The following is a 24,305-nucleotide window of genomic DNA, read 5'->3' as shown; positions in this document are numbered from 1 at the left end:
CACGCAGGCGTGACATCGCGTGCAGCGGTGGCGGCTGGCGGTTCGCCGCCTGTATCGGGCCGGCCGATGGTGATCCTCACGCCGGGCGTCGGCGAACGGCCCGCATGCCTTGTCCTCACCGGAGCGCGGCCGCATCTCGTCCGGGCCCGATTCCCCGACCATCGAGACACGCGCTGGCGCGCGTGCCAATCGCCGCGGCGTTCTGGCGTGATTTTCACGGCTGCACGATCGCGGGTCGGTGCAACCCATCCCTGCCGGGCCTGTACTGCATTGCCGGATGCCGCGGACGCAACCGCGAACTGCGCGATCACCCGGTACCCCCTCGAATCCCCAGCCGCCGCCTCCCCAGCCTCTGCGCCAATTCATAAGACGTACAGTTCGCCCGAAATCGCAAATTCGCGCCGAACTGTACTCTTGTGTGCGTATCCGATGTGTGTACTCCGCGCCAACTGTTCTGCTTTTAAGATTCGATCATCAAGTGCACAGTGCCGCAAGCCCAGACGTCACGGGCCGCCCGGCGCATCTTCAAAAGCGAGCCACGGCGATGGAAAAGGCAAAACCGGAGGGAGCAATCAGGCATCACGACAGCCCGGTCGGCGGGCAGAACACGCGCGCATCGGACGCGCGCGGAGGGGCGGCGCGCATGCGCGCGCCGGCGGGGAGCATGCGATGAAGCTCTACGAAAAACTCGCGGACGACATCGAACGCCTGATCCGCCAGGGCGTGTACCGGCACGGCGACCGGATTCCGTCGGTGCGGCAGGCGAGCCAGCAGCACCGGATCAGCATCACGACCGTGCTGCACGCGTACCTGCTGCTCGAAAGCCGCGGGCTGCTGGAAAGCCGTCCGCAGTCGGGGTACTTCGTGAACCTGCGGCGCGACGACAACCATGCGCCGGTGCGCGAACTGCGGCCGTCGAAGCCGATCGCGATCTCGTCGTCGGTCGACATGAGCCGGCTCGTGCTGTCGACGCTGCGCTCGATCGGTACCGACGACGCGGTTCCGCTCGGCTCGCCGTACCCGGACCCGAGCCTGTTTCCGTTCGAGAAGCTGAACCGCTACGCGTACGCGGCCGGCCGCGACAAGTCGCTGTGGGGCGTGACCGACGGGCTGCCGCCCGGCCATCCGCGCCTGATCCGGCAGATCGCACGGCGCTACCTGGAAAACGGGATGTCGGTCGACCCGAACGAGATCATCGTGACGGTCGGCGCGACCGAGGCGATCAACCTGTGCCTGCAGGCGGTCGCGAAACCGGGCGACACGATCGCGGTGGAATCGCCGACGTTCTACGCGATGCTGCACGCGATCGAGCGGATGGGGATGAAGGCGATCGAGGTGGCGACGCATCCGGAATACGGAATCGACATCGCGGCGCTGGCGGCGATTGCGAAGTCGCAGCCGATCGCCGCATGCATGGTGATGCCGAACTTCCAGAATCCGCTCGGCTTCCAAATGCCCGACGAGCGCAAGCGCGAACTGGTGGAGTTCGCAACTAAAATCGACATGCCGATCATCGAGAACGGTGTGTATAACGAACTGTATTTCGGCGAGTCGCATCCGAGCACGCTGAAGTCCTACGACCGCAGCGGGATCGTGCTGCACTGCGCGTCGTTCTCGAAAAGCCTGACGGCCGCCTACCGGATCGGCTGGGCGTTGCCGGGCCGGTATCGCGATCAGGTCGAGAAGCTGAAGTTCCTGAACACGCTGGCGACGCCGTCGCTGCCGCAGCTGGCGATCGCCGAGTTTCTCGAACGCGACGGCTACGAGCATCACCTGCGGCGCCTGCGCAAGGCGTATGCGCAGCAGGCGAACCTGATGCGCGCGATGGTGTCGCGGTTCTTTCCGGAAGGCACGCGCATCTCGAGCCCGGCGGGCGGCTACGTGCTGTGGGTCGAGTTGCCGGCGCAGGTCGATGCGATGCGGCTGTACCAGCTCGCGCTGGAGCAGGGAATCACGATCGGTCCGGGCTACATGTTCTCGATCACCGACAACTACCGCAATTTCATCCGGCTGAACTACAGCAGCCCGTGGTCGCCCGAGATCGAGCAGGCGGTGATCGCGGTCGGCAAGCTCGCGGCGTCGTGCATGCGGTGAGGCGAACGCCGGTGCGCGTCGCGTGCGCCGGCCTGCTCGATGGCGATATACGGGTTGAACTGCGCGCCCGGGTGTCGGCGTGCGGCGATCAGCGGCTGCCGCGCGCGATGGCCAGCATCACGCCGAAGCCGACGAGCAACACGCCAAACGTTCGATCGATCCAGTGACGCAAAGACAGCAAGCGATCGCGGACGGCGTCGGCGGAGAAACAGAGCGCCACGAGACTGAACCAGCCCGCGTGCGCCAGCGCGATGAACAGGCCGTAGCCGATCTGCACCGGTAATGGCGTGTCGGGGCGGACCGCCTGCATGAACAGGCTGACGATGAACACGGTGGTTTTCGGATTCAGCGCGTTCGTCAGAAAGCCGGTGCGCAGCGCCGCCAGATCCGACAGGGGCGCGGCCTGCGTCGCGGGGCGGCCGTCCACGGGTTTGGCCGCGAGCATCTTCGCGCCGAGGTAGATCAGGTAGAGCGCGCCGACGAGCTTCACGGCATTGAAGAGCCACAGCGACTGGCGGAGCAGGAGGCCTACGCCGAGCAGCGTGTAGCTCACGTGAACCGTCACGCCCAGCCCGATTCCCCACGCGGTGAGCAGGCCCGAGCGGCGCGACAGCATCAGGCTGTTGCGCGTGACCATCGCGAAATCCGGCCCGGGGCTGACGACGGCCAGCAGCGTGATGGTGACTACGACTATCCATTCCGTCATTGCATCGTCCTTTTGAAATTCATCGTGATGAGCGAATATTAGGGATCACGATTCGCGAGGAAAAGCGATGTTTTCTGACCAGGATGGTGAGCCTGACTCACATGAAATTAGAGCCAATCTGCCGTCGTTGATGGCCCTGCGCTGCTTCGAGGCGGCGGCGCGCCATGAGCATTTCAGCCGCGCCGCCGATGAACTGCATCTGACGCACGGCGCCGTCAGTCGCGCGGTGCGTCTGCTCGAAGACGATCTCGGTGTGGCGTTGTTCGAGCGGCGCAGTCGTCGGGTCTTCCTGACCGACGCGGGTCGCAAGCTGGCGCAGGCCGTCCATGACGGCCTGCATCTGATGAAACAGGCCGCGCATGAATTGCGGACCGAGGCGGCCCGCGCGCAGCGTTGGGTGCTGTCGTGCGAACCGACGCTGCTGATGCGCTGGCTGATTCCGCGCTGGCCGGATTTCCAGGCAGCTTACGCGGGCGTCGATATCCATCTCGCCGCGGCGGGCGGCCCGTTCTCGTTCGACAACGGCATCGACATGGCGATCCGCCGCAATGACTTTGCGTGGCCCGCCGGCTATCACGCGGAGCGACTGTTCGCGGAGAAGGTCGGTCCGGTGTGCCGGCCCGACAAGGTCGATGCGTGGTTTTCAGGCAGTCGGCATGACCGCGCGTTGAAGCGGGGCGCGCCGCGACTGCATACCCGGACGCGGCCGGACGCATGGAAGGAATGGGCGGCGGCCGCGCATCAGCCGGCGGGAAGCGGACGCGGGCAGGCGTTCGACCATTTCTATTTCAGCCTTCAGGCGGCCGTCGCGGGGCTGGGTGTCGCGATCGGGCCGTGGCATCTCGTTCGCGACGACCTCGAAAGCGGCGTGCTGGTCGCGCCGATGGGTTTCGTCGACGACGGCTCGCACTATTGCCTGCTGACGCCGGAGCCCGTGAAGGACGGAAGCGCACAAGCGGATCTGCTCGGCTGGCTGAAGGCGATGGCCTGACGTGTGAGCCGGACCGCTTTTAGCGCCGGCGACATCCAGAAATTCAAAAAAAATGGCGCCGCGGCCATTCAGCCCGCGGCGCCATTGCGTGCCGCCACGACGGGCATCACCCGCCGCAGCGCGACAGCATGCTTAGATCTGCACGGTGTCGGCGACTTCCTTGAAGTCTTCGATCTGGTCGAAGTTCATGTACTGGTAGATCTTGTCGCCGTTTGCCGTGAGCACGCCCATGTCGGCCATGTACTCTTCCTTGGTCGGGATCTTGCCCAGACGCGAGCAGATCGCCGCCAGTTCCGCCGAGCCGAGGTACACGTTCGTGTTCTTGCCCAGGCGGTTCGGGAAGTTGCGGGTCGACGTCGACATCACCGTCGCGCCTTCGCGCACCTGCGCCTGGTTGCCCATGCACAGCGAGCAGCCCGGCATTTCGGTGCGAGCGCCGGCCGTGCCGAACACGCCGTAGTGACCTTCTTCCGTCAGCTGCTTCTGGTCCATCTTGGTCGGCGGCGCGACCCACAGCTTGACCGGAATGTCGCGCTTGCCTTCCAGCAGCTTCGACGCGGCACGGAAGTGACCGATGTTGGTCATGCACGAGCCGATGAACACTTCGTCGATCTTGGCGCCGGCCACGTCGGACAGCGTCTTCACGTCGTCCGGGTCGTTCGGGCATGCGACGATCGGCTCGTGGATGTCGGCGAGGTCGATCTCGATGACGGCCGCGTATTCGGCGTCGGCATCCGGCGCGAGCAGTTGCGGGTCAGCCAGCCACTGCTCCATCGCCGCGATACGGCGCTGCAGGCTGCGCGGATCCTGGTAGCCCTGCGCAATCATCCACTTGAGCAGCGTGATGTTGCTGTTCAGGTATTCGATGATCGGTTCCTTGTTCAGGCGCACCGTGCAACCGGCGGCCGAACGCTCGGCCGACGCATCCGACAGTTCGAACGCCTGCTCGACCTTCAGGTCGGGGAGGCCTTCGATTTCGAGGATGCGGCCCGAGAAGATGTTCTTCTTGCCTTGCTTCGCGACCGTCAGCATGCCTTGCTTGATCGCGTACAGCGGAATCGCGTTGACGAGGTCACGCAGCGTGACGCCCGGCTGCATCTTGCCCTTGAAGCGGACCAGCACCGATTCCGGCATGTCGAGCGGCATCGTGCCGGTGGCGGCCGCGAACGCGACCAGGCCCGAGCCTGCCGGGAAGCTGATGCCGATCGGGAAGCGCGTGTGCGAGTCGCCGCCGGTGCCGACGGTGTCGGGCAGCAGCATGCGGTTCAGCCACGAGTGGATCACGCCGTCGCCCGGACGCAGCGCGATGCCGCCACGCGTGCTGATGAAGTTCGGCAGCGTCTGGTGCGTCTTCACGTCGACCGGCTTCGGATAAGCGGCGGTGTGGCAGAACGACTGCATCACGAGGTCGGCCGAGAAGCCGAGGCACGCCAGATCCTTCAGTTCGTCGCGGGTCATCGGGCCCGTGGTGTCCTGCGAGCCGACCGAGGTCATCTTCGGTTCGCAGTACGTGCCCGGGCGCACGCCCTGGCCTTCCGGCAAACCGCATGCGCGGCCGACCATCTTCTGCGCGAGCGAGAAGCCCTTGCCGCTGTCGGCCGGCTGGTGCGGCAGGCGGAACAGCGTCGACGGTGCGAGGCCCAGCGCTTCACGCGCCTTCGCGGTCAGGCCGCGGCCGATGATCAGCGGAATGCGGCCGCCGGCGCGCACTTCGTCGAACAGCACGTCGGACTTGACCTGGAATTCGGCGATCACGTTGCCGTCCTTCAGCGCCTTGCCTTCGTACGGGCGCAGTTCGACCACGTCGCCCATGTTCATCTGCGACACGTCGAGTTCGATCGGCAGCGCGCCGGCGTCTTCCATCGTGTTGTAGAAGATCGGGGCGATCTTGCCGCCGAGGCACACGCCGCCGAAGCGCTTGTTCGGCACGAACGGGATGTCCTCGCCGGTGAACCACAGCACCGAGTTGGTGGCCGACTTGCGCGAGGAGCCGGTGCCGACCACGTCGCCGACGTAGGCGACCAGGTGACCCTTTTCCTTCAGCGATTCGATGAACTTGACCGGGCCGCGCTTGCCGTCTTCTTCCGGCGTGATGCCGGGGCGCGCGTTCTTCAGCATCGCCAGCGCGTGCATCGGGATGTCCGGGCGGGTGGTGGCGTCCGGGGCCGGCGACAGGTCGTCGGTGTTGGTTTCGCCCGTGACCTTGAACACCGTGATGGTCAGGCTTTCCGGCACTTCCGGACGGCTCGTGAACCATTCGGCGTCGGCCCAGCTCTGCAGCACGGCCTTCGCGTGCGCGTTGCCCTGGTCGGCGAGTTCCTTCACGTCATGGAACTGGTCGAACATCAGCAGGGTTTTCTTCAGCGCGTCGGCAGCGACGGCCGCGACCGCTTCGTCGGACAGCAGCTCGATCAGCGGCTGGATGTTGTAGCCGCCGAGCATCGTGCCGAGCAGCTCGGTCGCGCGCTCGCGCGAGATCAGCGGGCAGGCCGTCTCGCCCTTCGCGACGGCGGCCAGGAAGCCGGCCTTCACGCGCGCGGCTTCGTCGACGCCGGCGGGCACGCGGTGGGTGATCAGGTCGAGCAGCGTCTGCTCTTCGCCTGCGGGCGGGTGCGCCAGCAGTTCCACCAGTTCGGCGGTTTGCTGGACCGTCAGCGGCAGGGGGGGAATACCGAGCGCGGCGCGGGCGGCCACGTGAGCACGAAAGTTTTCAAGCATGGGGGGACCTGCTGAGATTGCGTTTCAGGGGAAGGGCTTTCCAGGCACGCCGAGGCTGCTGTTCCGGACACTGCTTCACTGCTTGGACGGGATTCTAGTCGCAATATGGTCAGGCGTCAAATGTCTTATGTCTTATATAAGAGTTGCGCCGCATGGCGGCTGAGCCGTCTTGCCGGGTATCCGGCGGGGCGCATCGAAGCTGGATGCAAAGCGGGCGGAAAATCGCGAACTGCGTGGGCCGGAGCGGGACGGTTCGACGCAGGGGCGTGATCGTGAATTTGGGCCGTCGCTACGATGCCCTGACGGCGGGACGGCATTTCGCTTGCCCTTGGTGCGACGCGTGCCGGGGTAGCTTCCAGCTCCTATATCATTCGTGTCAGTCCGTGCGCGGTAGCTGTACTTGCAGGCTGGAGGGCGGATTCCTCATGCCCGCATGCCGCCGAAGGCATCGATAAATTGTGGATATGCATCAGGAGTTGCTACGTGGAAAAGTCTGAGTTGCGGAATGATCTGGTGGAGTTGCGCGAACTCGTCCGCCAGTTTGTCGACGAGCGCGACTGGGACAAATTCCACACGCCGAAGAACCTGGCGACAGCGCTCAGCATCGAAGCGAGTGAATTGCTGGAGCCGTTTCAATGGCTCGTTTCGGGCGACAAGAGCGAACTTGGCGAAGCCAACCTGACGGCCGTCCGTCACGAGATGGCCGACGTATTGGTGTATCTGGTTCGCCTCGCGGACAAGATGGGTGTCGATCTTTTTCAGGCGGTGCTTGAGAAGATGGAGCTCAACCGGGCAAAGTATCCGGCTGACAGAGTGAGGGGCGACTCGCGAAAATACTCTGAATATAAAAATCAGGAGAAATGAGGCTGGATGCGAGTCACGGCAAGTCGCGTGGCTTGATGATCCATTTGCCTGTTTCGTGGGCGGGGTTCATGACAACCTCGTTACGACCGGAGATGTAGTCGACCCCGATTTGGGGTCCGGATGCGGCCTTTTCGTACGCGCACATCGCGTTCTCCGTGACGCAGTGGTTCGGCACGCGCAAGGGCGCGCCGATGACGGCCGAAACCCCGAACCGGCTCGCCCGGCGCGAACGGATGCCCGCGCGTCCGGCCTTGCGGAAAGTGGCCGGCGCGCCGGCCGGCTACCCGACGTCGATCGACCACCCGTCCCGGATTTTCTTCGCGAGTTCGTCTAGCCGCCAGTCAGGCATCGGGCAGCCTAAGCCCGCCGGTCGCCGCCCGATGCGAACGGATCACCCGCCCGTCACCGGCGGGAAAAACGCCACCTCGCTATCCTCCCGCACGACGAATCCCCCGGTCACCATCTCGAGATTCACGGCCGCCCGCACGGGCCGGTCCATCCGCAACGCTTCGCCGCTGCGCGCGTCGCGTGCGGCGAGCGTGCCGCGCAGCGCGTCGACGGTGACCTCGTGCGCATCGATCTCGACGACTTCCTGATCGATATGCAGCTGTTCGCGAATGCTCGCAAAGTATTTGATCGTCAGTTTCATTGAAATGTCCCGGGCGAAATCGGCGAAATGGGCGGAATCGGCAACGCATCGGCCGGCACGCTCAACCCCATCGCCGCATCGCCTGATCGTCGTGCGCCTTCGGCTCGACCCAGCCGGCCACGCCGTCGTGCCGGATCTCCTTCTTCCAGAACGGCGCATGCGTCTTCAGGAAGTCCATGATGAATTCACACGCATCGAATGCCGACGCACGATGCGCGGCGGCCACCACGACGATCACGACCGGCTGGCCGAGCGGAATGCGCCCGACGCGATGCACGATCCTGACCGCTTCGAGCCGCCAGCGCGCGCTGGCTTCCTCGACGATGCTCCAGAGCGCCTGCTCGGTCATCGTCGGATAGTGCTCGACTTCGAGCGCGATCACGTCGTCGACGTCGCCTTCGTTGCGCACGACACCGATGAAATTCACGACCGCGCCGACATTCGGATTCCGAACGATCGGTGCGATCTCGGTTCCAGCGTCGATCGCCGCGTACTGCACACGCACCTCGAAGCCGGCGGCAATCGCCGGCGGCGGCTCGGCGTGCGGCTCGGCGGGTTCGGCATGGGTGGCGTCACGCGACGGATCGTCGGGTGACGCGGCACGGGATTCGGTGAAACTCGTCATGACGGTTCTCCAGTAAGCGGTGCGCGCCGCCGAGCGCGGCAGCCGTCAGCCGCCGACGAGCGACATGCGCACGGTCGGATAGGTCTTGCCCGACGGCCGGGCCGCACGCGTGGCGCGCCGCTCGGAGTAGCGGTCGTCGCGCCGCGTCCATCGCGCATGCACGGCGTCGGCGAGGTGGTCGACCGATGCGCCGTCGTCGAGCCACGGCCGCAGGTCGGTGCCCCGCATCGCGAACAGGCATGTATAGAGCTGGCCGTCGGCCGACACGCGGGCGCGCGAGCACGTGCCGCAGAACGGATGCGACACGCTCGCGATGAAGCCGACCTCGCCCGCGCCGTCGATGTGCCGGCAGCGGATGGCGGTGGCGTCGTGGCCGGGTTCGCCGACGAGCACGAGCGGATAGCTCGCGTCGATGCGTTCGCGCATCCGCGCGGCCGGCACGACCTTGTCGCCGGACCACGCGCTCGCGCCGCCGACGTCCATGTATTCGATGAAGCGCACGGCCACGCCGCTATGACGGAAGTGGCGCACGAGCGGCAGGATCTGGTCGTCGTTCGCACCGCGCTCGATCACGGCGTTGACCTTCACGGGCGCGAGCCCGGCCGCCTGCGCAGCCTCGATGCCGGCCAGCACGCGCGCGACCGGCACGTCGGTGTCGGTCATCCTGCGGAACACGGCATCGTCGATCGCGTCGAGGCTCACGGTCACGCGCGACAGGCCCGCATCGCGCAGCGTGCGTGCCTTCGCGGCGAGCAGCGAACCGTTGGTCGTCAGCGCGATTTCGACGGGCTTGCCGTCGACGGTCGTCAGCGTCGCGAGCCGTTCGATCAGCGCTTCGAGATTGCGGCGCAGCAGCGGCTCGCCGCCGGTGAGGCGGATCTTCTCGACGCCGAGCGAGACGAACGCGCGCGCGATCTTCTCCAGTTGCGCGAACGACAGCCGCTCGGACGACGGCATGAACGCATAGTCGGGCCCGAAGCTGTCGCGCGGCATGCAATAGCCGCAGCGGAAGTTGCACTGGTCGATGACGGACAGCCGCAGATCGCGCAGCGGCCGCGCGAGCGTGTCGAGCGGGCGGGAGAAGGCGCCGGGCGATGCGCCGCCGGATGCAATGGCGGCCGGTGCGGGAGCGATGGCATTCACGATCGGTTTTTCGACCTGCATGAAGTGAGCGGAGCGGCGTCGCCGATCGGCCGCCTGTGTGCCGACGTGTCGGCGCACGGGTCGTGACGAGCCTCTTCGTGAGGATAGTCCGCCGGATTTTCCCGACAGGGACACAATCCCGCCCGAAATGCAGGAATACAGTTCGTGATCCTGCCTGCACGCAAGGCGGACATGACGCGCATGGGCATGCTCACGCGAGCCAGTGCGCGAAATCGTAATACGGCACCGCGTCGCCGCGCGCGATGCGTCGGCCGGCCGGCAGCCGCGCGAGCCCGCTCGCCTGAACGAGCGATTGCAGCGTGCCGGCGCCTTGTTGCCGCAGCGTATCGAGTACGGGCGCGCCGTTGGCGTCGAGGGTGCGGCGCACGCGGACGACGCGCTCGCGCTGCGCATCGGGTTCGACGTCGATGTCGATCGGCAGCGACGGCACGGCCGGCAGGCAGTCGTCGCGCCCCTGCAGGCAGCGGATCAGCGGCGCGACGAACAGCGCGAACGCGGTCATCGCGGCGCCCGGATTGCCGGGCAGCAGCACCACGGGCCGTTCGTCGAGCCGCGCGAGCGCGACCGGCTTGCCGGGTTTCATCCGCACGCCCGACACCACGAACGACGCGCCGAGCGCGGTCAGCGCGGGACGCAGCAGGTCCTTGTCGCCGACCGATGCACCGCCGACGCAGACGACCAGGTCGCAGCGCGCGGCCATGCCGCGCAGCGCCTGTTCGATGGCGGCCCGCGTGTCGGCGGCGTGCTCGCTCGCCGCGACGCCGGCACCGGTTCCCGACACCAGCGCGGCGAGCATCGGCGCGTTGCTGTTGTAGATTTGCTGCGGCGCGCGCGGCTGGCCGCACGGGACAAGCTCGTCGCCGGTCGTCAGGATGCCGACCCGCAGTGGCGGGCGCACGTCGATGCGCGTGCAACCCTGCGCGGCGGCGACGCCGACGTGCATCGCGCCGAGCCGCACGCCGGCCGGCATCAGCAGGGCGCCCGCGCGCACTTCCTCGCCGCGGCGGCGGATATGCGATCCGCTGCGCTGCGGTGTGTCGAACGCAACCCAGCCATCCTGTTCGTGCGCGTGCTCCTGCATCACGACGGTGTCGGCGCCCGGCGGAATCAGGCTGCCGGTAAAGATGCGCGCGGCCGTGCGCGGCGCGAGCGCCGACGGCGCGTCGCCCGCATAGCAGCGCTGCGCGACGCGCAGCGGCTCGCCGTGTTCGAGGTCCGCGTGACGGACCGCGTAGCCGTCCATCGCGCTCTGGTCGGCGGGCGGCTGGTCGAGCACGGCGGTGAGCGGCGTGGCGAGCACGTGGCCGGCCGCCTGCGCGACCGGGATGGAGACGGCCGCATGCGACGGTGCGAATACGCCGGCGAACTGCCGTTGGGCGGTGTCGAAATCGGTCAGGGGTTTCATCAAGCGGTGAGCGCCTGCGCTTGCGCAGGCGTCGGTTCGGGTAACGGGAGCGGGTCGGGCGACACGTATTCGACGAAGCCGTCGTTGCGGCAGAAGCCGAGCAGCCGCACGCCGGCTTCGCGGGCGACGTCGATCGCGAGCGAGGTCGGCGCCGAGATCGTCGCGATCATCGGGATGCCGACGCGTGCCGCCTTGCGCACGAGCTCGTAGCTCGCGCGGCTGGACAGGAACACGAAGCCCGCACCCAGGTCGGCGCGGCGCCGCGCGAGCCGGCCGATCAGCTTGTCGAGCGCGTTGTGGCGGCCGACGTCCTCGACGACTTCCAGCACCGTGCCGTCGCGCTCGCACCACGCGGCCGCGTGGATGCCGCCGGTCGCGTGCATCAGCGGCTGCCGCTGCGGCAGCGCGCGGGCGGCGCGCGCGACGGCGTCGGCGCCGATGCCGGCCGCCGCGCCCGCGGCCGCGATGCGCGGCGGATGCAGGTCGAGCTGCGCGATGCTCTCGATCCCGCAGACGCCGCAGCCGGTGCGGCCGGCCAGCGCGCGCCGGTGCGCCTTCAGCGCCATGAACGCCTGCTGCGCCACGGTGAGCCGCACTTCGGCGCTGCCGGGCCGGCATTCGCTTTCGATATCGAAGACGTCCGACGCGCGCTCGACGATCCCTTCGCTCAGCGCGAAGCCGAGGCCGAACGCGTCGAGGTCGATCGGCGTCGCCATCATCACCGTGTGCGCGATGCCGTTGAATACGAGTGCAACCGGCGTTTCGTCGACGACGCGATCGACGGTGTCCCGCGCGTCGCCGGCACGATGACGCGTCACATGACACGCGCGGGTGCCGGCCGGATCGTCGGGGCGGTCGCTGGGATCCATGCGGGTTTCTCCAGGGGGATCGGCCGGCGCGGGCGCCGGGCGATCGAAACGGATTCTGCGGGGGCGGTGCGCGGGGTCGCGCTCGTTCGCCACGGGCAGGCCAGGAGCCGATGGTACGGGCGTTCGGCGGTGCCGCGGATGCACAGCGTTGCAGAGCGGAAAGCAGTACAGCTGAGGGCCTCGCGGCGCCGAAACGGGTTTTCCGTACACACATCTTCGGCCCCGGGGAAAGCACAGTTTCAGCGCACGTCCGCGCGATTGCGAGTATCGTCTGAAACGCGATATCGTCATTCACGCTTCGTTGCCGTGCACTGCGATCCGTCGTTGTGTGCACGTGCCGTCGCGAAGCCGTCGCGCGATTTCCTGCTTCGAGCTGACGTCCTCACAACCACGAGCAAATTACGGTCATGGAAATCTTCGATGCGTTCCATCTCGCCCGATTGCAATTCGCGTTCACGGTGTCGTTCCACATCGTGTTTCCGGCGATCAGCATCGGCATGGCGAGCTTCCTGGCGGTGCTGGAATGGCGCTATCTCGTCACCGGCGACGCCGCCTACAAATCCATGTTCCAGTTCTGGTCGAAGATCTTCGCGATCGGCTTCGGGATGGGCGTCGTCTCCGGCGTCGTGATGGCCTACGAGTTCGGCACGAACTGGGCGGGCTTCTCGCGCGTCGCGGGCAATATCACCGGCCCGCTGCTCACGTACGAAGTCCTGACGGCCTTCTTCCTCGAAGCCGGCTTCCTCGGCGTGATGCTGTTCGGCTGGCAGCGCGTCAGCCCGCGTGCGCACTTCTTCGCGACGCTGATGGTCGCGGTCGGTACGCTGATCTCGACGTTCTGGATCCTCGCGTCGAACAGCTTCATGCAGACGCCGCAGGGCTACAAGATCGAGAACGGGCTCGTCGTGCCGGTCGACTGGTTCAAGATCATCTTCAACCCGTCGTTCCCGTATCGCCTCGTGCACATGACGATCGCCGCGTTCATCGTCGCGGGCTTCATCGTCGCCGCGTGCGGCGCGTGGCACCTGCTGAAGGGGCGCCGCGACGAGCCGGTCAAGCGCAGCTTCTCGATGGCGCTGTGGATGCTGCTGCTGCTCGCGCCGATCCAGATCGTCGTCGGCGACGCGCACGGGCTGAACACACGCGAATACCAGCCGGCGAAGATCGCGGCGATCGAAGGGCTGTGGGAAACCGAGAAGGGCGGCACCGCGCTGAACCTCGTCGGGCTGCCCGACATGCAGGCCGAGACGACGCGCTATGCGGTCCAGGTGCCGCACCTCGGCAGCCTGATCCTCACGCACAGCTGGAGCGGCGAGATTCGCGGGCTGAAGGAATTCCCGGCGCAGGACCGTCCGTATTCGCCGATCGTGTTCTGGACCTTCCGGATCATGGCCGGCCTCGGGATGCTGATGCTGCTCACCGCGCTGCTCGGCCTGCTGCTGAGAAAGGGCGGACGCCTGTATGAAACGCGCTGGTTCCAGTGGTTCGTCGTGTGCATGGGGCCGTCGGGCATCGTCGCGCTGCTGGCCGGCTGGATCACGACCGAGGTCGGGCGGCAGCCGTGGACCGTATACGGCGTGCTGCGCACCGTCGATTCGGTCGCGCCGCTCAGCGCGCAGCAGGTCGGCGTGTCGCTGCTGATCTTCGTGGTCGTGTATTTCCTGGTGTTCGGAACGGGTATCTACTACATGCTGAACCTGATGAAGCGCGGACCGGCTGCCCACGCCGGATACATCGAGCTGCACCGGCATCCGGGGCTGCGCAAGAGCGCGCTGTCCACGCCGCTGAACGTCACCGAAGCGGAGTAAGCCATGCAGATCGATCTTCCTGTCGTGTGGGCCGCGATCATCGGCCTCGGCGTGTTCCTCTACGTGATGCTGGACGGCTTCGACCTCGGCATCGGCCTGCTGTTTCCGTTCTTCGACGCCAAGGTCGAACGCGAAGTCATGCTGAATACCGTCGCGCCGGTGTGGGACGGCAACGAGACCTTTCTGGTGCTCGGCGGCGCGGGCCTGTACGGCGCATTCCCGGTCGTCTACTCGACGCTGTTGCCGGCGAACTACCTGCCGCTGATCCTGATGGTGGTCGGGCTGATCTTCCGCGGCGCGGCGTTCGAGTTGCGCGCGAAGGCGAACCGCACGCAACACCTGTGGGATCTCGCGTTCATCGGCGGCTCCGCGCTGGCCGCGTTCTGCCAGGGCGTCACGCTGGGTTCGCTGTTGCAGGGCATCCGGATCGTGAACAACCAGTTCGCGGGCGGGCCGTTCGACTGGTTGTCGCCGTTCAGCCTGTTCTGCGGGATCGGCGTGCTCGTCACCTATGCGACGCTCGGCTGCGGCTGGCTGATCCTGAAGGTCGACGGCGAACTGCAGCGCAAGATGCGCGTGCTGATGAAGCCGCTCGCGGGCGTGCTGCTCGCCGTGATGGGCGTGGTCAGCCTGTGGACCGTGATCGGGCTGCCGGCCGTCGCGCACCGCTGGTTCGGCAGCGGCTACCTCGGCTGGTTCCTGCCGGTGCCGGTCCTCGTCGTCGCATGCGTGTGGGGCATCTTCCACACGCTGAAGCGCCGGCACGAGGCAACGCCGTTCCTGCTGACGCTCGCGCTCGTGTTCCTCGGCTATACCGGGCTCGTGATCAGCATCTGGCCGAACATCGTGCCGCCGTCGCTGACGATCTGGGATGCGTCGTCGAGCCATTCGAGCCAGCTGTTCGCGCTCGTCGGCACCGTGATCGTGCTGCCGATCATCCTCGTGTACAACGCGTTGCAGTACCGCGTGTTCCGCGGCAAGGTGCGCGAGGGCGACGCCGGCTATCACTGACCGGCGCGGCCGGTGACGGCGCGCGGCGCGCGCGGGCGTATCATCTCGCGCAGCCGCCGTGCGTCTCGTCACCCGGCCCGGTATCGATCGGACAGCGGCCCGCCACGCGCGGGCCGTCGCACATCGGGCGGCGGCGCGCCGCATTGCGTATTCCCTTGGCAGTCGAGACAACACCATGATCGTCAGACCACGACAAAACTGGCTCAGGATGCTGTTCGTATGGAACGGCTCCGTGCTGCAGTCGATCATTCCGCAACTCGTGTTCATGGCGATCGTCAGCACGCTGGCGGTCTTCACGAACGGGCGCATCTTCGGCGAGAAGATTCCGCTGAACACGGCGCCGTTCACGCTGTTCGGGCTCGCGCTCGCGATCTTTCTCGCGTTTCGCAACAACGCGAGCTTCGAGCGCTTCAAGGAGGCGCGGCTTCTGTGGGGCAACTTGCTGATCGCCGCGCGCACCGTCACGTCGCAACTGCGGCCCTACCTGCCCGACAGCGTCGGCGACGCGGAGTGCAACCGGCTCGCCGATCTGCTGATCGCGTTCACGTATGCGCTGAAGCATCAGCTGCGTCATACCGATCCGGCGCAAGACCTGCAGCGCATCCTCGGCGCCGAGCGCGCCGCCGCGTTCGCGCACAAGTGCTACCAGCCCGTCGCGATTCTCGACGAACTGCGCGGCGGGATCGTCCGCGCGCTGGGCCGCGCGCCGGGCAGCGACGCGACGTGCTGGATGTTCGATGCGCAGTTGGTCGAGCTGGGCAAGGCGGTGGGCGGCTGCGAGCGGATCCTGACGACGCCGATTCCGTTCTCGTACAGCGTGCTGCTGCATCGCACCGTCTATGCTTATTGCGTGCTGCTGCCGTTCGGCCTCGTCGATTCGACGGAGTTTTTCACGCCGCTGATTTGCGTGTTCATTTCGTACACGCTGATCGCGCTCGAAGCGATCGCGAACGAGGTCGCGGAGCCGTTCGGCCTCGCGCCGAACGCGCTCGCGCTCGATGCGATGGCGCGCACGATCGAACGGTCGGTGCTGGAGCTGGGCGATCGCGCGATGCCGGAGGAATTCGTGCCGGCATCGACGTATCAGATCACGTGAGCGGCACGGCGACGACGCGCGCGGCGGCACGCGTGATTCGGAGAACATCACATGCGCATCTACGTGACGAGCATCTTTGTCGACGATCAGGACAAGGCGCTCGCGTTCTATACCGACACCCTCGGCTTCCGGCTGAAGAACAACGTGCCGGTGGGCGAGTACCGCTGGCTGACGGTCGTGTCGAAGGACCAGCTTGACGGCACCGAGCTGATGCTCGAGCCGAGCCATCATCGCGCGGTCGAGCCTTATCGTCAGGCGCTCTACGAGGACGGCATTCCGGCGGCGTCGTTCCAGGTCGACGATCTCGGCGCGGAGTTCGCGCGGCTCGACGCGCTCGGCGTGCGCTTCACGCTGGCGCCGATGGACGCGGGGCCCGTGCGCGTCGCGGTGCTCGACGATACGTGCGGCAACCTCGTGCAGCTGATGCAGATGAAGTGACGCGTGGCGGGCGCCGTGTTCGACGCGCCGATCAAAGCGTCGGTGACGCTGCGTGAGGATCAGTTCCTGATCGCATCCGCGTCCCACGCACCCAGCGCGATGGCTTTGCCCAGCATGCCGACGGTCAACGCGTCTCGATCGAACGTATGGGGCTTCCTGAGAATGAACTTGCGAACCAGGTGATACAGGAGCCCTTCACCCTCCATCAGGAAGTAACGCCCGAAATCGCAGTCGCCGCGATCCACACCGAATCGCGCGAAGAAGCGCTCCATGAAGATGTCCGCGTCGTCTCCGGTTTGTCCGAGATCGTCGGCGATCGAGGTCTCCGCGGTAATCCGCTGTTTGCTCGATACTGCCGCCTCCTCGCGAACGAATGCTTCCAGTGCTTCCCAAATGTGGCGGTCGTCCGTCATGGAATCCTGTCCTCCGGTTTTGCGATCTGGTTGTACCGGTAGCCGGTTCGAAGTGACATGTTTGTGTAGACTCGTGCTCGTTCAACGGAGCCAATCCCATGCAACTTCTCGACCACGTGTCCATCGGCGTTCCTGATATCGACCAGGCACGCCCTTTCTACGATGGCGTCATGGCCGCACTTGGCGCGGCCAAGGTTTACGACCGGCCCGCCGCACTCGGTTACGGCGAACGCTGCAATGCAAACGACACCGCCTCGACTTTCCTGGCCGTGTATCTCGATCCCGCCGAAGTTGGAACGAGCAAGCGGCACTGGTGCTTCAAGGCCGCTTCTCGCGAGCAGGTACATGCATTTTTCGAGGCAGGGCTCTGCGCGGGCGGGCAGTCCGACGGCGATCCCGGATTGAGGCCGCATTATCACGCCGACTACTACGCGGCGTTTCTCGTCGACCCTGCCGGCAACCGGATCGAGGCCGTGTGCCACGCAGCGCCGTCGGCGCACGAGCGGTCGTGACGGTGCTTGCGGACGACTGACCGCGGCTTCGCGGTGTGCGGGTGGACATCGGGGTAAGCGCGGCGCCGGCATTGCGCCACGCCACGCCGCCCGGCCGTGTTTGCCGCGCACGGCTCAATCGAAATACGTGAGCCCCATCGCGCCTTTCACCTCGGCCAGCGTCGCGCCGGCCACCTCGCGCGCATGCATCGTGCCGCGCTTCAGGATCGCCATCACCTCCGCCTTGTCCGCCTCGAATTCGCGGCGGCGCGCACGGATCGGCTCGATCAGCGCCTGCAGCCGCTCGTTCAGCACGCGCTTGACGACGCTGTCGCCGAGGCCGCCGCGGCGATAGTGCGCCTTCAGTTCGTCGACCTTCTGCACGTCGGGCTCGAACGCGTCGAGGAACGTGAACACGACGTTGCCTTCGACCTGGCCGGGATCGCTCACGCGCAGGTGGTTCGGATCCGTGTACATGTCCTTCACGGCCTGCGCGATCTCGTCCGGCGTCGAGCCGAGCGTGATCGCGTTGCCGAGCGACTTGCTCATCTTCGCCTTGCCGTCGATGCCCGGCAGCCGCGTGACCGCCGACAGCACCGCCTCGCATTCCACCAGCACCGGCTTGTCGACCGTCGCGTTGAAGCGGCGCACGAGTTCGTTGGTCTGTTCGATCATCGGCAGCTGGTCGTCGCCGACCGGCACGTGCGTCGCCTTGAACGCGGTGATGTCGGCGGCCTGGCTGACGGGATAGGTCAGGAAGCCAGCCGGGATGTCGCGCTCGAAGCCGCGCAGGCGGATCTCTTCCTTGATGGTCGGGTTGCGCTCGAGGCGCGCGACCGTGACGAGGTTGAGCAGGTATTGCGACAGTTCGGCGAGCTCGGGCACCTGCGACTGGACGACGATCGTCGAGATCGCCGGGTCGATGCCGACGGCCAGGTAGTCGAGCGCGACCTCGATCACGTTTTCGGTGACGCGCTGGCGACGGCCCATGTTGTCGGTCAGCGCCTGCGTGTCGGCGAGCAGCAGGAACTGCGTCGCGTCGTGCTGCATCTGCACGCGCGCGCGCAGCGAGCCGATGTAGTGGCCGAGATGCAGCGGGCCGGTCGTGCGGTCGCCGGTGAGGATGGTCGGTCGGGTCGGGTGCGTCATGGTGTGGATTGGCTCCGGGTTATCGAAGCCACCAGCCATGATTCGGGCGCAGAAACGACAATGCCGCCATGGCTGGCGGCATCACGTTCGGGACATGCAAAAGGAAACGGGCCGCCTGGGTCAGGCGCGCCACCAGCGATGCACGTTCGGCGAGGCAGGTTGGGTTTCCATTGCGCGAGTATAGCGTAGTGCGGGGACGGGCGTGCTGCGTCAGCGTATGACCGACTCCATCGCGAGGTAGGCGGTTTCGGCCGACGGCCACAGCAGGTACAGCAGGCCGGCCATCAACAGCAGCGCGCCGGCGCGTACCAGCGGCGTGCGGTCGATCTCGCCCAAGGTGCGGATGTGCTGCTTCAGTTTCTTCATGCTTGCAGGCGCAACGTGCGCTACTCCAACGGTTGCTGCAACGGGTCGGGTGGGGCCGACGCCGGGGTGTTGCGGGGTTCGACGGGGGGCTGAGCCGGTGGCTCGGCGCGGCAAGGGATCGCGTGCGGGAGATCGAAAAGGGGAACGATCAGGTGCGCCGGATGCGTCTCGCCTAGTGATGCGCATCCTACCAGTTCGACGGCGTGCGCATAGTCAAGAATTGTGGGGTGGGGACAGGTTAAAGGGACGCAACGTAAAATCAGCGGCATATGAACGGAGATGCTGTCCCGACTGCGGGCCATTGCCGACGGCCCATGAAATTGCCGGATGAGGGCCTTGTCAGCAGGCCGTTTGTGCCGTTCCATACTGCGCACGTGACCGTGCATTCATTTCTTGTCGTGCAAGGTATTCGATATCGTGCGAATTCGATTGCGTCTGATTACCGCGGACCGTGGCCGGCAGATCCGATTGGCTTCCGTTCTTCTGATCGTTGGATGTGCCGCCTGTTCAAGGAACGATTCGCTTCCTCGCAACATGTCGCTGACTGCGTTCAATCCGCACCGCGAAGCGTTCGAATGCAAGCATGAAGCCGACGTTGTTCCTCGGATCGATCCAGAGGCAGATCGTTGGAATACGCGAGCGATCGCGCTCTCCAGTTCGTTGCTGTGGCCGGATCAGCGCGACTATAGGGGGGCCGTCGAGTTATGGGCGAAGGCCGCCGAGCGCAAACACTGGAAGGCGATGTTGAATCTGGCGAATGCGTACGCTCGCGGCGAAGGCGTGGATGGTGATTCCGAACATGCCGTTCAAATCGCTGAACAGGCGATGAAACTCGGCATTCCGGCGGCCTACGATCTGATGGGCACGTATTACATGGACGGGATGGGGGTAAGCAGGATGCGAGCAGAGCCTATGCATTCTGGCAACTGGCTGCCGATAGGGGCAGCCCGAATGCGATGGCCTATCTGGGCGGCAAGATGGATGCGATTTATGACGATCCCAAAGCGGGCTTTTGGGGTAATCGCAAGATTGCGCTTCAAATGCTGGAATGCGGTGTCGCGCAGGGTAACGGGCGTGCAGCATATGAACTGGGGACGACGATCATCGGTGATCGCCAAGAATTGGGCGAGAACAACCAACGTGCACTCAAAACCTTGCATGCGGGTGTGAAATTTGGGAGCGCCGAAAGTGCCGGATGGTTGAGCGCTTCATTTGGCAAGGGTGATCCGTTGGTCGGCCATGTCAAGGACGAGGCACGCGCCGAACGCTACGGAATTCTCGCCGACCGCCTCGAGCGCGATCCGGACCTTCGTCTGCCAAACCTTGACAAGGTCGTGCCGCTGCCGCCGGCCAAACTGCCCAAGTGGGACGGCAACAAAGCGACATTGATCGATGCGGCGAAACCGACGCTGCCGGTTTCGGACACGCTTCCCGTTTCCGCCGGGCATCGCATCGACCGTGCACATACGCAGGAATAGCGTTGGGCAGTCTGGGCCGAACGCGGTGCTCTATGCCCGTTCCGCCAGCCATGCTCGATCGCCCCAGCTTTTTTCTCGTCAACAACCACAAAAATGATCGTTTCGCCCTAGCGAGCCTGTCAGCAGAATGTCTCCATTCCCCCTCGCGCGACGACACGAGCATCGCCGCGAGCCGCACTTCAAGGAGACAGCCGTGGCAGTGGAAACAACCTCAATCGATACGCTGGTCGTCGGGGCCGGCCAGGCCGGCGTGGCCATGAGCGAGCACCTGGGCAAGCTCGGCGTGCCGCATCTCGTGCTGGAACGCGACCGCATCGCCGAGCGCTGGCGCACCGGGCGTTGGGATTCGCTGGTCGCGAACGGCCCCGCGTGGCACGACCGCTTTCCGGGCCTCGAATTCGACGGCCTCGATCCCGATGCGTTCGCCACGAAGGACCAGGTCGCCGACTATTTCGAAGCCTATGCGCGCAAGTTCGACGCGCCGATCCGCACCGGCGTCGAAGTGAAGAACGTCGTGCGCAACACGGGCAAGCCGGGGTTCATCGTCGAAACCTCGGAGGGCACGATCGAGGCGAACCGCGTGGTCGTCGCGACGGGCCCGTTCCAGCGTCCGGTCATCCCGCCGATCGCGCCGGACGACGCCAGCCTCGTGCAGATCCACTCCGCCGACTATCGCAATCCGGCGCAATTGCCGGACGGTGCGGTGCTGGTGGTCGGCGCGGGTTCGTCGGGCGTGCAGATCGCCGACGAGCTGCAGCGCGCGGGCCGGCAGGTCTACCTGTCGGTCGGCCCGCATGACCGCCCGCCGCGCGCGTATCGCGGCCGCGATTTCTGCTGGTGGCTCGGCGTGCTCGGCGAATGGGACAAGGAAGTCGCGACGCCCGGACGCGAACACGTGACGATCGCGGTGAGCGGTGCGCGCGGCGGCCACACGGTCGATTTCCGCGCACTCGCGCACCAAGGCGTGACGCTCGTGGGGCTGACGAAGTCGTTCGACGGCGGCGTCGCGGTGTTCGAACGCGATCTCGCGGCCAATCTCGCCCGCGGCGACGAGAACTACCTGTCGCTGCTCGACGCGGCTGACGCATACGCGGCACGCAACGGCCTCGACCTGCCCGAGGAACCAGAAGCGCGCCGCATCCTGCCGGATCCGGATTGCGTCGCGCAGCCGATCCTCGCGCTCGACCTAGCCGGCGCCGGCGTCACGTCGATCGTCTGGGCGACGGGCTACGCGGTCGACTACGGCTGGCTGAACGTCGACGCGTTCGCCGCGAACGGCAAGCCGCAGCATCAGCGCGGCGTGTCGAAAGAGCCGGGCATCTATTTCCTCGGACTGCCGTGGCTGTCGCGACGCGGCTCCAGCTTCATCTGGGGCGTGTGGCACGATGCGAAACATATCGCCGACCACATCGTCACGCAGCGCAAGTACCTCGACTATCACGACGCATCGCGACGCCGCGCCGAGACGCGCATCGCGCACGACGACACGGCGCACACGGCGCGGGTCGATGCCTGCCCGCTCGTCGACACGATCGACTGATACGCGCTCACGCCACGGCCCGCGCGCGGCAAGCAGCCCGGACGCGGCGCCCTCGCTACAACCCGAACCCGCCGCGACCGCTTCCGCTGCGGCGGGCGCACCCACCGTCAATCGAAGGACCTCGATGAGCCAGCCTACCCACACCCGTATCCGCATGTTCAACACGAAGGATACCTACCCGAACCAGACGCTCGACAACGACCTGTGCCAGGCCGTGCGGGCCGGCAATACCGTGTACGTGCGCGGCCAGGTCGGCACCGATTTCGACGGCAACCTGATCGGCCTCGGCGATCCGCGCGCGCAGGCCGCGCAGGCGATGAAGAACGTGAAGCAGCTGCTGGAGGAAGCCGGCAGCGACATCACGCACATCGTGAAGACGACGACCTACCTGATTGACCCGCGCTATCGCGAGCCGGTGTACCAGGAAGTCGGCACGTGGCTGAAGGGCGTCTATCCGATCTCGACGGGGCTCGTCGTGTCGGCGCTCGGCCAGCCGCAGTGGCTGATGGAGATCGACGTGATCGCCGTGATCCCGGACAACTGGCAGCCGAACCGCGCATAGGAGCCGACATGACTTTCTCCATCGTCGGGCGCTGCCCGGAAACGGGCCAGCTCGGGATCGCGATCAGCTCGTCGAGCATCGCGGTGGGCGCACGCTGCCCTTGGGTGCGCGCGGGCGTCGGCGCGGTCGCGACGCAGAACATCACGCTGCCGGCGCTGGGCCCGCAGATCCTCGATCTGATCGAGCATCGGCAACTCGCGCCGGCCGCCGCGCTCGACCACGCGCTCAGCGCGAACGGCTGGAGCCAGTACCGGCAGGTCACGGTGATCGACGGGCAGGGGCAGACCGCGTGCTTCACCGGCAAGGAAGCGCTCGGCACGCACCATGCAGCGCAGGGCGAGCAATGCGTGGCGGCCGGCAACCTGCTGGCCGCGCCGGCCGTGATCGATGCGATGGCGCGCGCGTTCGAGCAGGCGCCCGGGCTGCTGGCCGATCGCCTGCTGGCTGCGATGCACGCAGCGATCGCGGCGGGCGGCGAGGCGGGACCCGTGCATTCGGCCGCGCTGAAGGTGGCCGGCGACGTGACCTGGCCGATCGTCGACCTGCGCGTCGACTGGTCCGATGCCGATCCGATCGGGCAGCTCGATGCGCTGTGGCACGCGTATCGCCCGCAGATGCAGGATTACCAGACGCGCGCGCTGAACCCGACCGCCGCGCCGAGCTACGGGGTGCCGGGCGATGAGTGACACGTCGAGCCGCGCACTGCTCGAGCGGCTGATCGGCTTCGCGACGGTCAGCCGCGATTCGAACCTCGCGATGATCGAATTCATCCGCGATTATCTCGGCGGCTTCGGCGTCGAGAGCGAGCTGTTCTACAACGCGGAACGCACGAAGGCGAGCCTGTACGCGACGATCGGGCCGCGCGATCGCGGCGGCATCGCGCTGTCGGGCCATACCGACGTGGTGCCGGTCGATGGGCAGGCGTGGACGGTCGAGCCGTTCCGGCTGACCGAACGCGACGGCCGGCTGTACGGGCGCGGCACGGCCGACATGAAGGGCTTCATCGCGTCGGTGCTCGCGGCGGTGCCGGCGTTCGTCGCGCGGGCATCGAGCCTGCCGGTGCATCTCGCGTTTTCCTACGACGAGGAAGTCGGCTGTCTCGGCGTGCGGCCGATGCTCGACGCGCTGGCCGCGCGCGCGCACCGGCCGCGCCTGTGCCTGATCGGCGAGCCGACTGAACTGAAGCCGGTGCTCGGTCACAAGGGCAAGCTCGCGATGCGTTGCCACGTGAAGGGCGCGGCGTGCCACTCGGCGTACGCGCCGCTCGGCGTCAACGCGATCGACTACGCGGCGAAGCTGATCGGCCGGCTCGGCGAGATCGGCGCGGCGCTCGCGCGGCCCGAGCATCGCGACAACCGTTTCGATCCGCCGTTCTCGACCGTGCAGGCGGGACTGATCAAGGGCGGCCGCGCGCTGAACATCGTGCCGGCCGAATGCGAGTTCGACTTCGAGGTGCGGGCGCTGCCGGCGTTCGATGCGCACGACGTACCGATGAAGCTGCAGGATTATGCGGAATCCGAACTGTTGCCGAAGATGCGCGCGGTGCAACCCGATACCGACATTCGCCTGGAGCCGCTCGGCGCGTATCCGGGGCTCGCGACGTCGCCGGACAGCGAAGCCGCGCGACTGCTCGCGATGCTGAGCGGCTCCGACGCGTTCGACACGGTCGCGTTCGGCACCGAGGGCGGGCTGTTCGGGCAGGCCGGCATTCCGACCGTCGTGTGCGGGCCGGGCAGCATGGACCAGGGGCACAAGCCCGACGAGTTCGTCACGGTCGAGCAGCTGCACGGATGCGACGCGATGCTCGCCCGGCTTGCGGCGTATCTCGCTGAAGCGGGTTGATTCGATCGATCCGCACGACTCAGCCG

Annotated in this window: 23 protein-coding genes; 13 read left to right on the top strand and 10 right to left on the bottom strand. The window is 66.5% G+C overall.

The features are described 5' to 3' along the window. Positions 1-669: 669 nt before the first annotated feature. Positions 670-2,094, top strand: a complete 1,425-nt coding sequence (locus tag U4Z31_RS31005; protein WP_044848131.1) for a PLP-dependent aminotransferase family protein — start codon at positions 670-672, stop codon at positions 2,092-2,094. An 88-nt stretch (positions 2,095-2,182) separates the two neighbouring features. Here U4Z31_RS31005 and U4Z31_RS31000 read toward each other — a convergent pair whose 3' ends face one another. Next, positions 2,183-2,800 (bottom strand): LysE family translocator, encoded by a 618-nt coding sequence (locus U4Z31_RS31000; protein ID WP_321812339.1) that lies wholly within the window; start codon positions 2,798-2,800, stop codon positions 2,183-2,185. A 67-nt stretch (positions 2,801-2,867) separates the two neighbouring features. On the opposite strand from U4Z31_RS31000, the gene U4Z31_RS30995 reads away from it, so the two are divergent. Further along, the gene (locus U4Z31_RS30995) at positions 2,868-3,791 is read left to right on the top strand and encodes a LysR family transcriptional regulator (protein WP_321812338.1); all 924 of its coding nucleotides are present in this window, start codon (positions 2,868-2,870) and stop codon (positions 3,789-3,791) included. Positions 3,792-3,923: 132 nt separating this feature from the next. Here U4Z31_RS30995 and acnB read toward each other — a convergent pair whose 3' ends face one another. Further along, positions 3,924-6,509 (bottom strand): bifunctional aconitate hydratase 2/2-methylisocitrate dehydratase, encoded by a 2,586-nt coding sequence (acnB, locus tag U4Z31_RS30990; RefSeq protein WP_321812337.1) that lies wholly within the window; start codon positions 6,507-6,509, stop codon positions 3,924-3,926. Between the two features lie 483 nt (positions 6,510-6,992). Here acnB and U4Z31_RS30985 point away from each other — a divergent pair, with 483 nt between their 5' ends. Then, on the top strand, positions 6,993-7,373 hold the full coding sequence (locus U4Z31_RS30985) for a nucleotide pyrophosphohydrolase (protein WP_321812336.1): 381 nt from the start codon (positions 6,993-6,995) through the stop codon (positions 7,371-7,373). Positions 7,374-7,764: 391 nt separating this feature from the next. Here the strand turns inward: U4Z31_RS30985 and U4Z31_RS30980 are convergent, their stop codons facing one another. The 5 genes from U4Z31_RS30980 to fdhD form a co-directional block, all read right to left on the bottom strand. Beyond that, positions 7,765-8,022, bottom strand: a complete 258-nt coding sequence (locus U4Z31_RS30980; RefSeq protein WP_044848136.1) for a MoaD/ThiS family protein — start codon at positions 8,020-8,022, stop codon at positions 7,765-7,767. A 61-nt stretch (positions 8,023-8,083) separates the two neighbouring features. After that, positions 8,084-8,647, bottom strand: coding sequence for a molybdenum cofactor biosynthesis protein MoaE (locus U4Z31_RS30975; RefSeq protein ID WP_044848137.1), 564 nt, complete (start codon positions 8,645-8,647; stop codon positions 8,084-8,086). A gap of 45 nt (positions 8,648-8,692) precedes the next feature. After that, positions 8,693-9,811, bottom strand: a complete 1,119-nt coding sequence (gene moaA / locus U4Z31_RS30970) for a GTP 3',8-cyclase MoaA (protein WP_321812335.1) — start codon at positions 9,809-9,811, stop codon at positions 8,693-8,695. A gap of 190 nt (positions 9,812-10,001) precedes the next feature. Then, positions 10,002-11,216 carry a gephyrin-like molybdotransferase Glp gene (glp, locus tag U4Z31_RS30965; RefSeq protein WP_321812334.1) on the bottom strand — a complete coding sequence of 405 codons (1,215 nt, stop codon included), beginning with the start codon at positions 11,214-11,216 and terminating at the stop codon, positions 10,002-10,004. Further along, positions 11,216-12,085, bottom strand: coding sequence for a formate dehydrogenase accessory sulfurtransferase FdhD (gene fdhD, locus U4Z31_RS30960; protein ID WP_321812333.1), 870 nt, complete (start codon positions 12,083-12,085; stop codon positions 11,216-11,218). The genes glp and fdhD overlap by 1 nt, the downstream gene beginning before the upstream one ends. Positions 12,086-12,492: 407 nt before the next feature. On the opposite strand from fdhD, the gene U4Z31_RS30955 reads away from it, so the two are divergent. From U4Z31_RS30955 to U4Z31_RS30940, 4 genes are all read left to right on the top strand, one after another. Continuing rightward, positions 12,493-13,893, top strand: a complete 1,401-nt coding sequence (locus U4Z31_RS30955; RefSeq protein WP_321812332.1) for a cytochrome ubiquinol oxidase subunit I — start codon at positions 12,493-12,495, stop codon at positions 13,891-13,893. Between the two features lie 3 nt (positions 13,894-13,896). Then, entirely contained in the window at positions 13,897-14,904 is a 1,008-nt protein-coding gene (gene cydB / locus U4Z31_RS30950) for a cytochrome d ubiquinol oxidase subunit II (protein WP_321812331.1), read from the top strand. Positions 14,905-15,079: 175 nt separating this feature from the next. After that, positions 15,080-16,000 carry a bestrophin family protein gene (locus tag U4Z31_RS30945; RefSeq protein WP_321812330.1) on the top strand — a complete coding sequence of 307 codons (921 nt, stop codon included), beginning with the start codon at positions 15,080-15,082 and terminating at the stop codon, positions 15,998-16,000. Positions 16,001-16,051: 51 nt separating this feature from the next. Further along, positions 16,052-16,438: a VOC family protein gene (locus tag U4Z31_RS30940; RefSeq protein WP_321812329.1), complete on the top strand. Its 387-nt coding sequence runs from the start codon at positions 16,052-16,054 to the stop codon at positions 16,436-16,438. 59 nt (positions 16,439-16,497) lie between these two features. Here the strand turns inward: U4Z31_RS30940 and U4Z31_RS30935 are convergent, their stop codons facing one another. Further along, positions 16,498-16,851 (bottom strand): DUF1493 family protein, encoded by a 354-nt coding sequence (locus U4Z31_RS30935; protein WP_044848145.1) that lies wholly within the window; start codon positions 16,849-16,851, stop codon positions 16,498-16,500. Between the two features lie 98 nt (positions 16,852-16,949). On the opposite strand from U4Z31_RS30935, the gene U4Z31_RS30930 reads away from it, so the two are divergent. Then, positions 16,950-17,363, top strand: coding sequence for a VOC family protein (locus U4Z31_RS30930; RefSeq protein WP_321797536.1), 414 nt, complete (start codon positions 16,950-16,952; stop codon positions 17,361-17,363). A gap of 114 nt (positions 17,364-17,477) precedes the next feature. Here the strand turns inward: U4Z31_RS30930 and trpS are convergent, their stop codons facing one another. Both trpS and U4Z31_RS30920 read right to left on the bottom strand, forming a co-directional pair. Then, positions 17,478-18,491, bottom strand: a complete 1,014-nt coding sequence (trpS, locus tag U4Z31_RS30925) for a tryptophan--tRNA ligase (protein WP_321797534.1) — start codon at positions 18,489-18,491, stop codon at positions 17,478-17,480. A 210-nt stretch (positions 18,492-18,701) separates the two neighbouring features. Further along, positions 18,702-18,857, bottom strand: coding sequence for a hypothetical protein (locus U4Z31_RS30920; protein WP_193759875.1), 156 nt, complete (start codon positions 18,855-18,857; stop codon positions 18,702-18,704). A gap of 956 nt (positions 18,858-19,813) precedes the next feature. Between U4Z31_RS30920 and U4Z31_RS30915 the strand changes: the two genes are divergently transcribed. The 5 genes from U4Z31_RS30915 (at position 19,814) to argE (ending at position 24,279) form a co-directional block, all read left to right on the top strand. Continuing rightward, positions 19,814-20,335: a DUF6396 domain-containing protein gene (locus U4Z31_RS30915; protein WP_321812328.1), complete on the top strand. Its 522-nt coding sequence runs from the start codon at positions 19,814-19,816 to the stop codon at positions 20,333-20,335. A gap of 193 nt (positions 20,336-20,528) precedes the next feature. Then, positions 20,529-21,875: an NAD(P)/FAD-dependent oxidoreductase gene (locus U4Z31_RS30910; protein WP_321812327.1), complete on the top strand. Its 1,347-nt coding sequence runs from the start codon at positions 20,529-20,531 to the stop codon at positions 21,873-21,875. A 124-nt stretch (positions 21,876-21,999) separates the two neighbouring features. Further along, the gene (locus U4Z31_RS30905; RefSeq protein ID WP_321812326.1) at positions 22,000-22,437 is read left to right on the top strand and encodes a RidA family protein; all 438 of its coding nucleotides are present in this window, start codon (positions 22,000-22,002) and stop codon (positions 22,435-22,437) included. A gap of 8 nt (positions 22,438-22,445) precedes the next feature. Next, positions 22,446-23,123 carry a DUF1028 domain-containing protein gene (locus U4Z31_RS30900; protein ID WP_321812325.1) on the top strand — a complete coding sequence of 226 codons (678 nt, stop codon included), beginning with the start codon at positions 22,446-22,448 and terminating at the stop codon, positions 23,121-23,123. After that, positions 23,116-24,279 (top strand): acetylornithine deacetylase, encoded by a 1,164-nt coding sequence (gene argE / locus U4Z31_RS30895; protein ID WP_321812324.1) that lies wholly within the window; start codon positions 23,116-23,118, stop codon positions 24,277-24,279. Before U4Z31_RS30900 ends, argE begins: the two co-directional genes overlap by 8 nt. Positions 24,280-24,305: the final 26 nt, after the last annotated feature.

Source organism: Burkholderia sp. BCC1985, from assembly GCF_905339915.1.
Lineage (GTDB): Bacteria > Pseudomonadota > Gammaproteobacteria > Burkholderiales > Burkholderiaceae > Burkholderia.
This window is presented reverse-complemented; position numbering and strand designations above follow the sequence as displayed.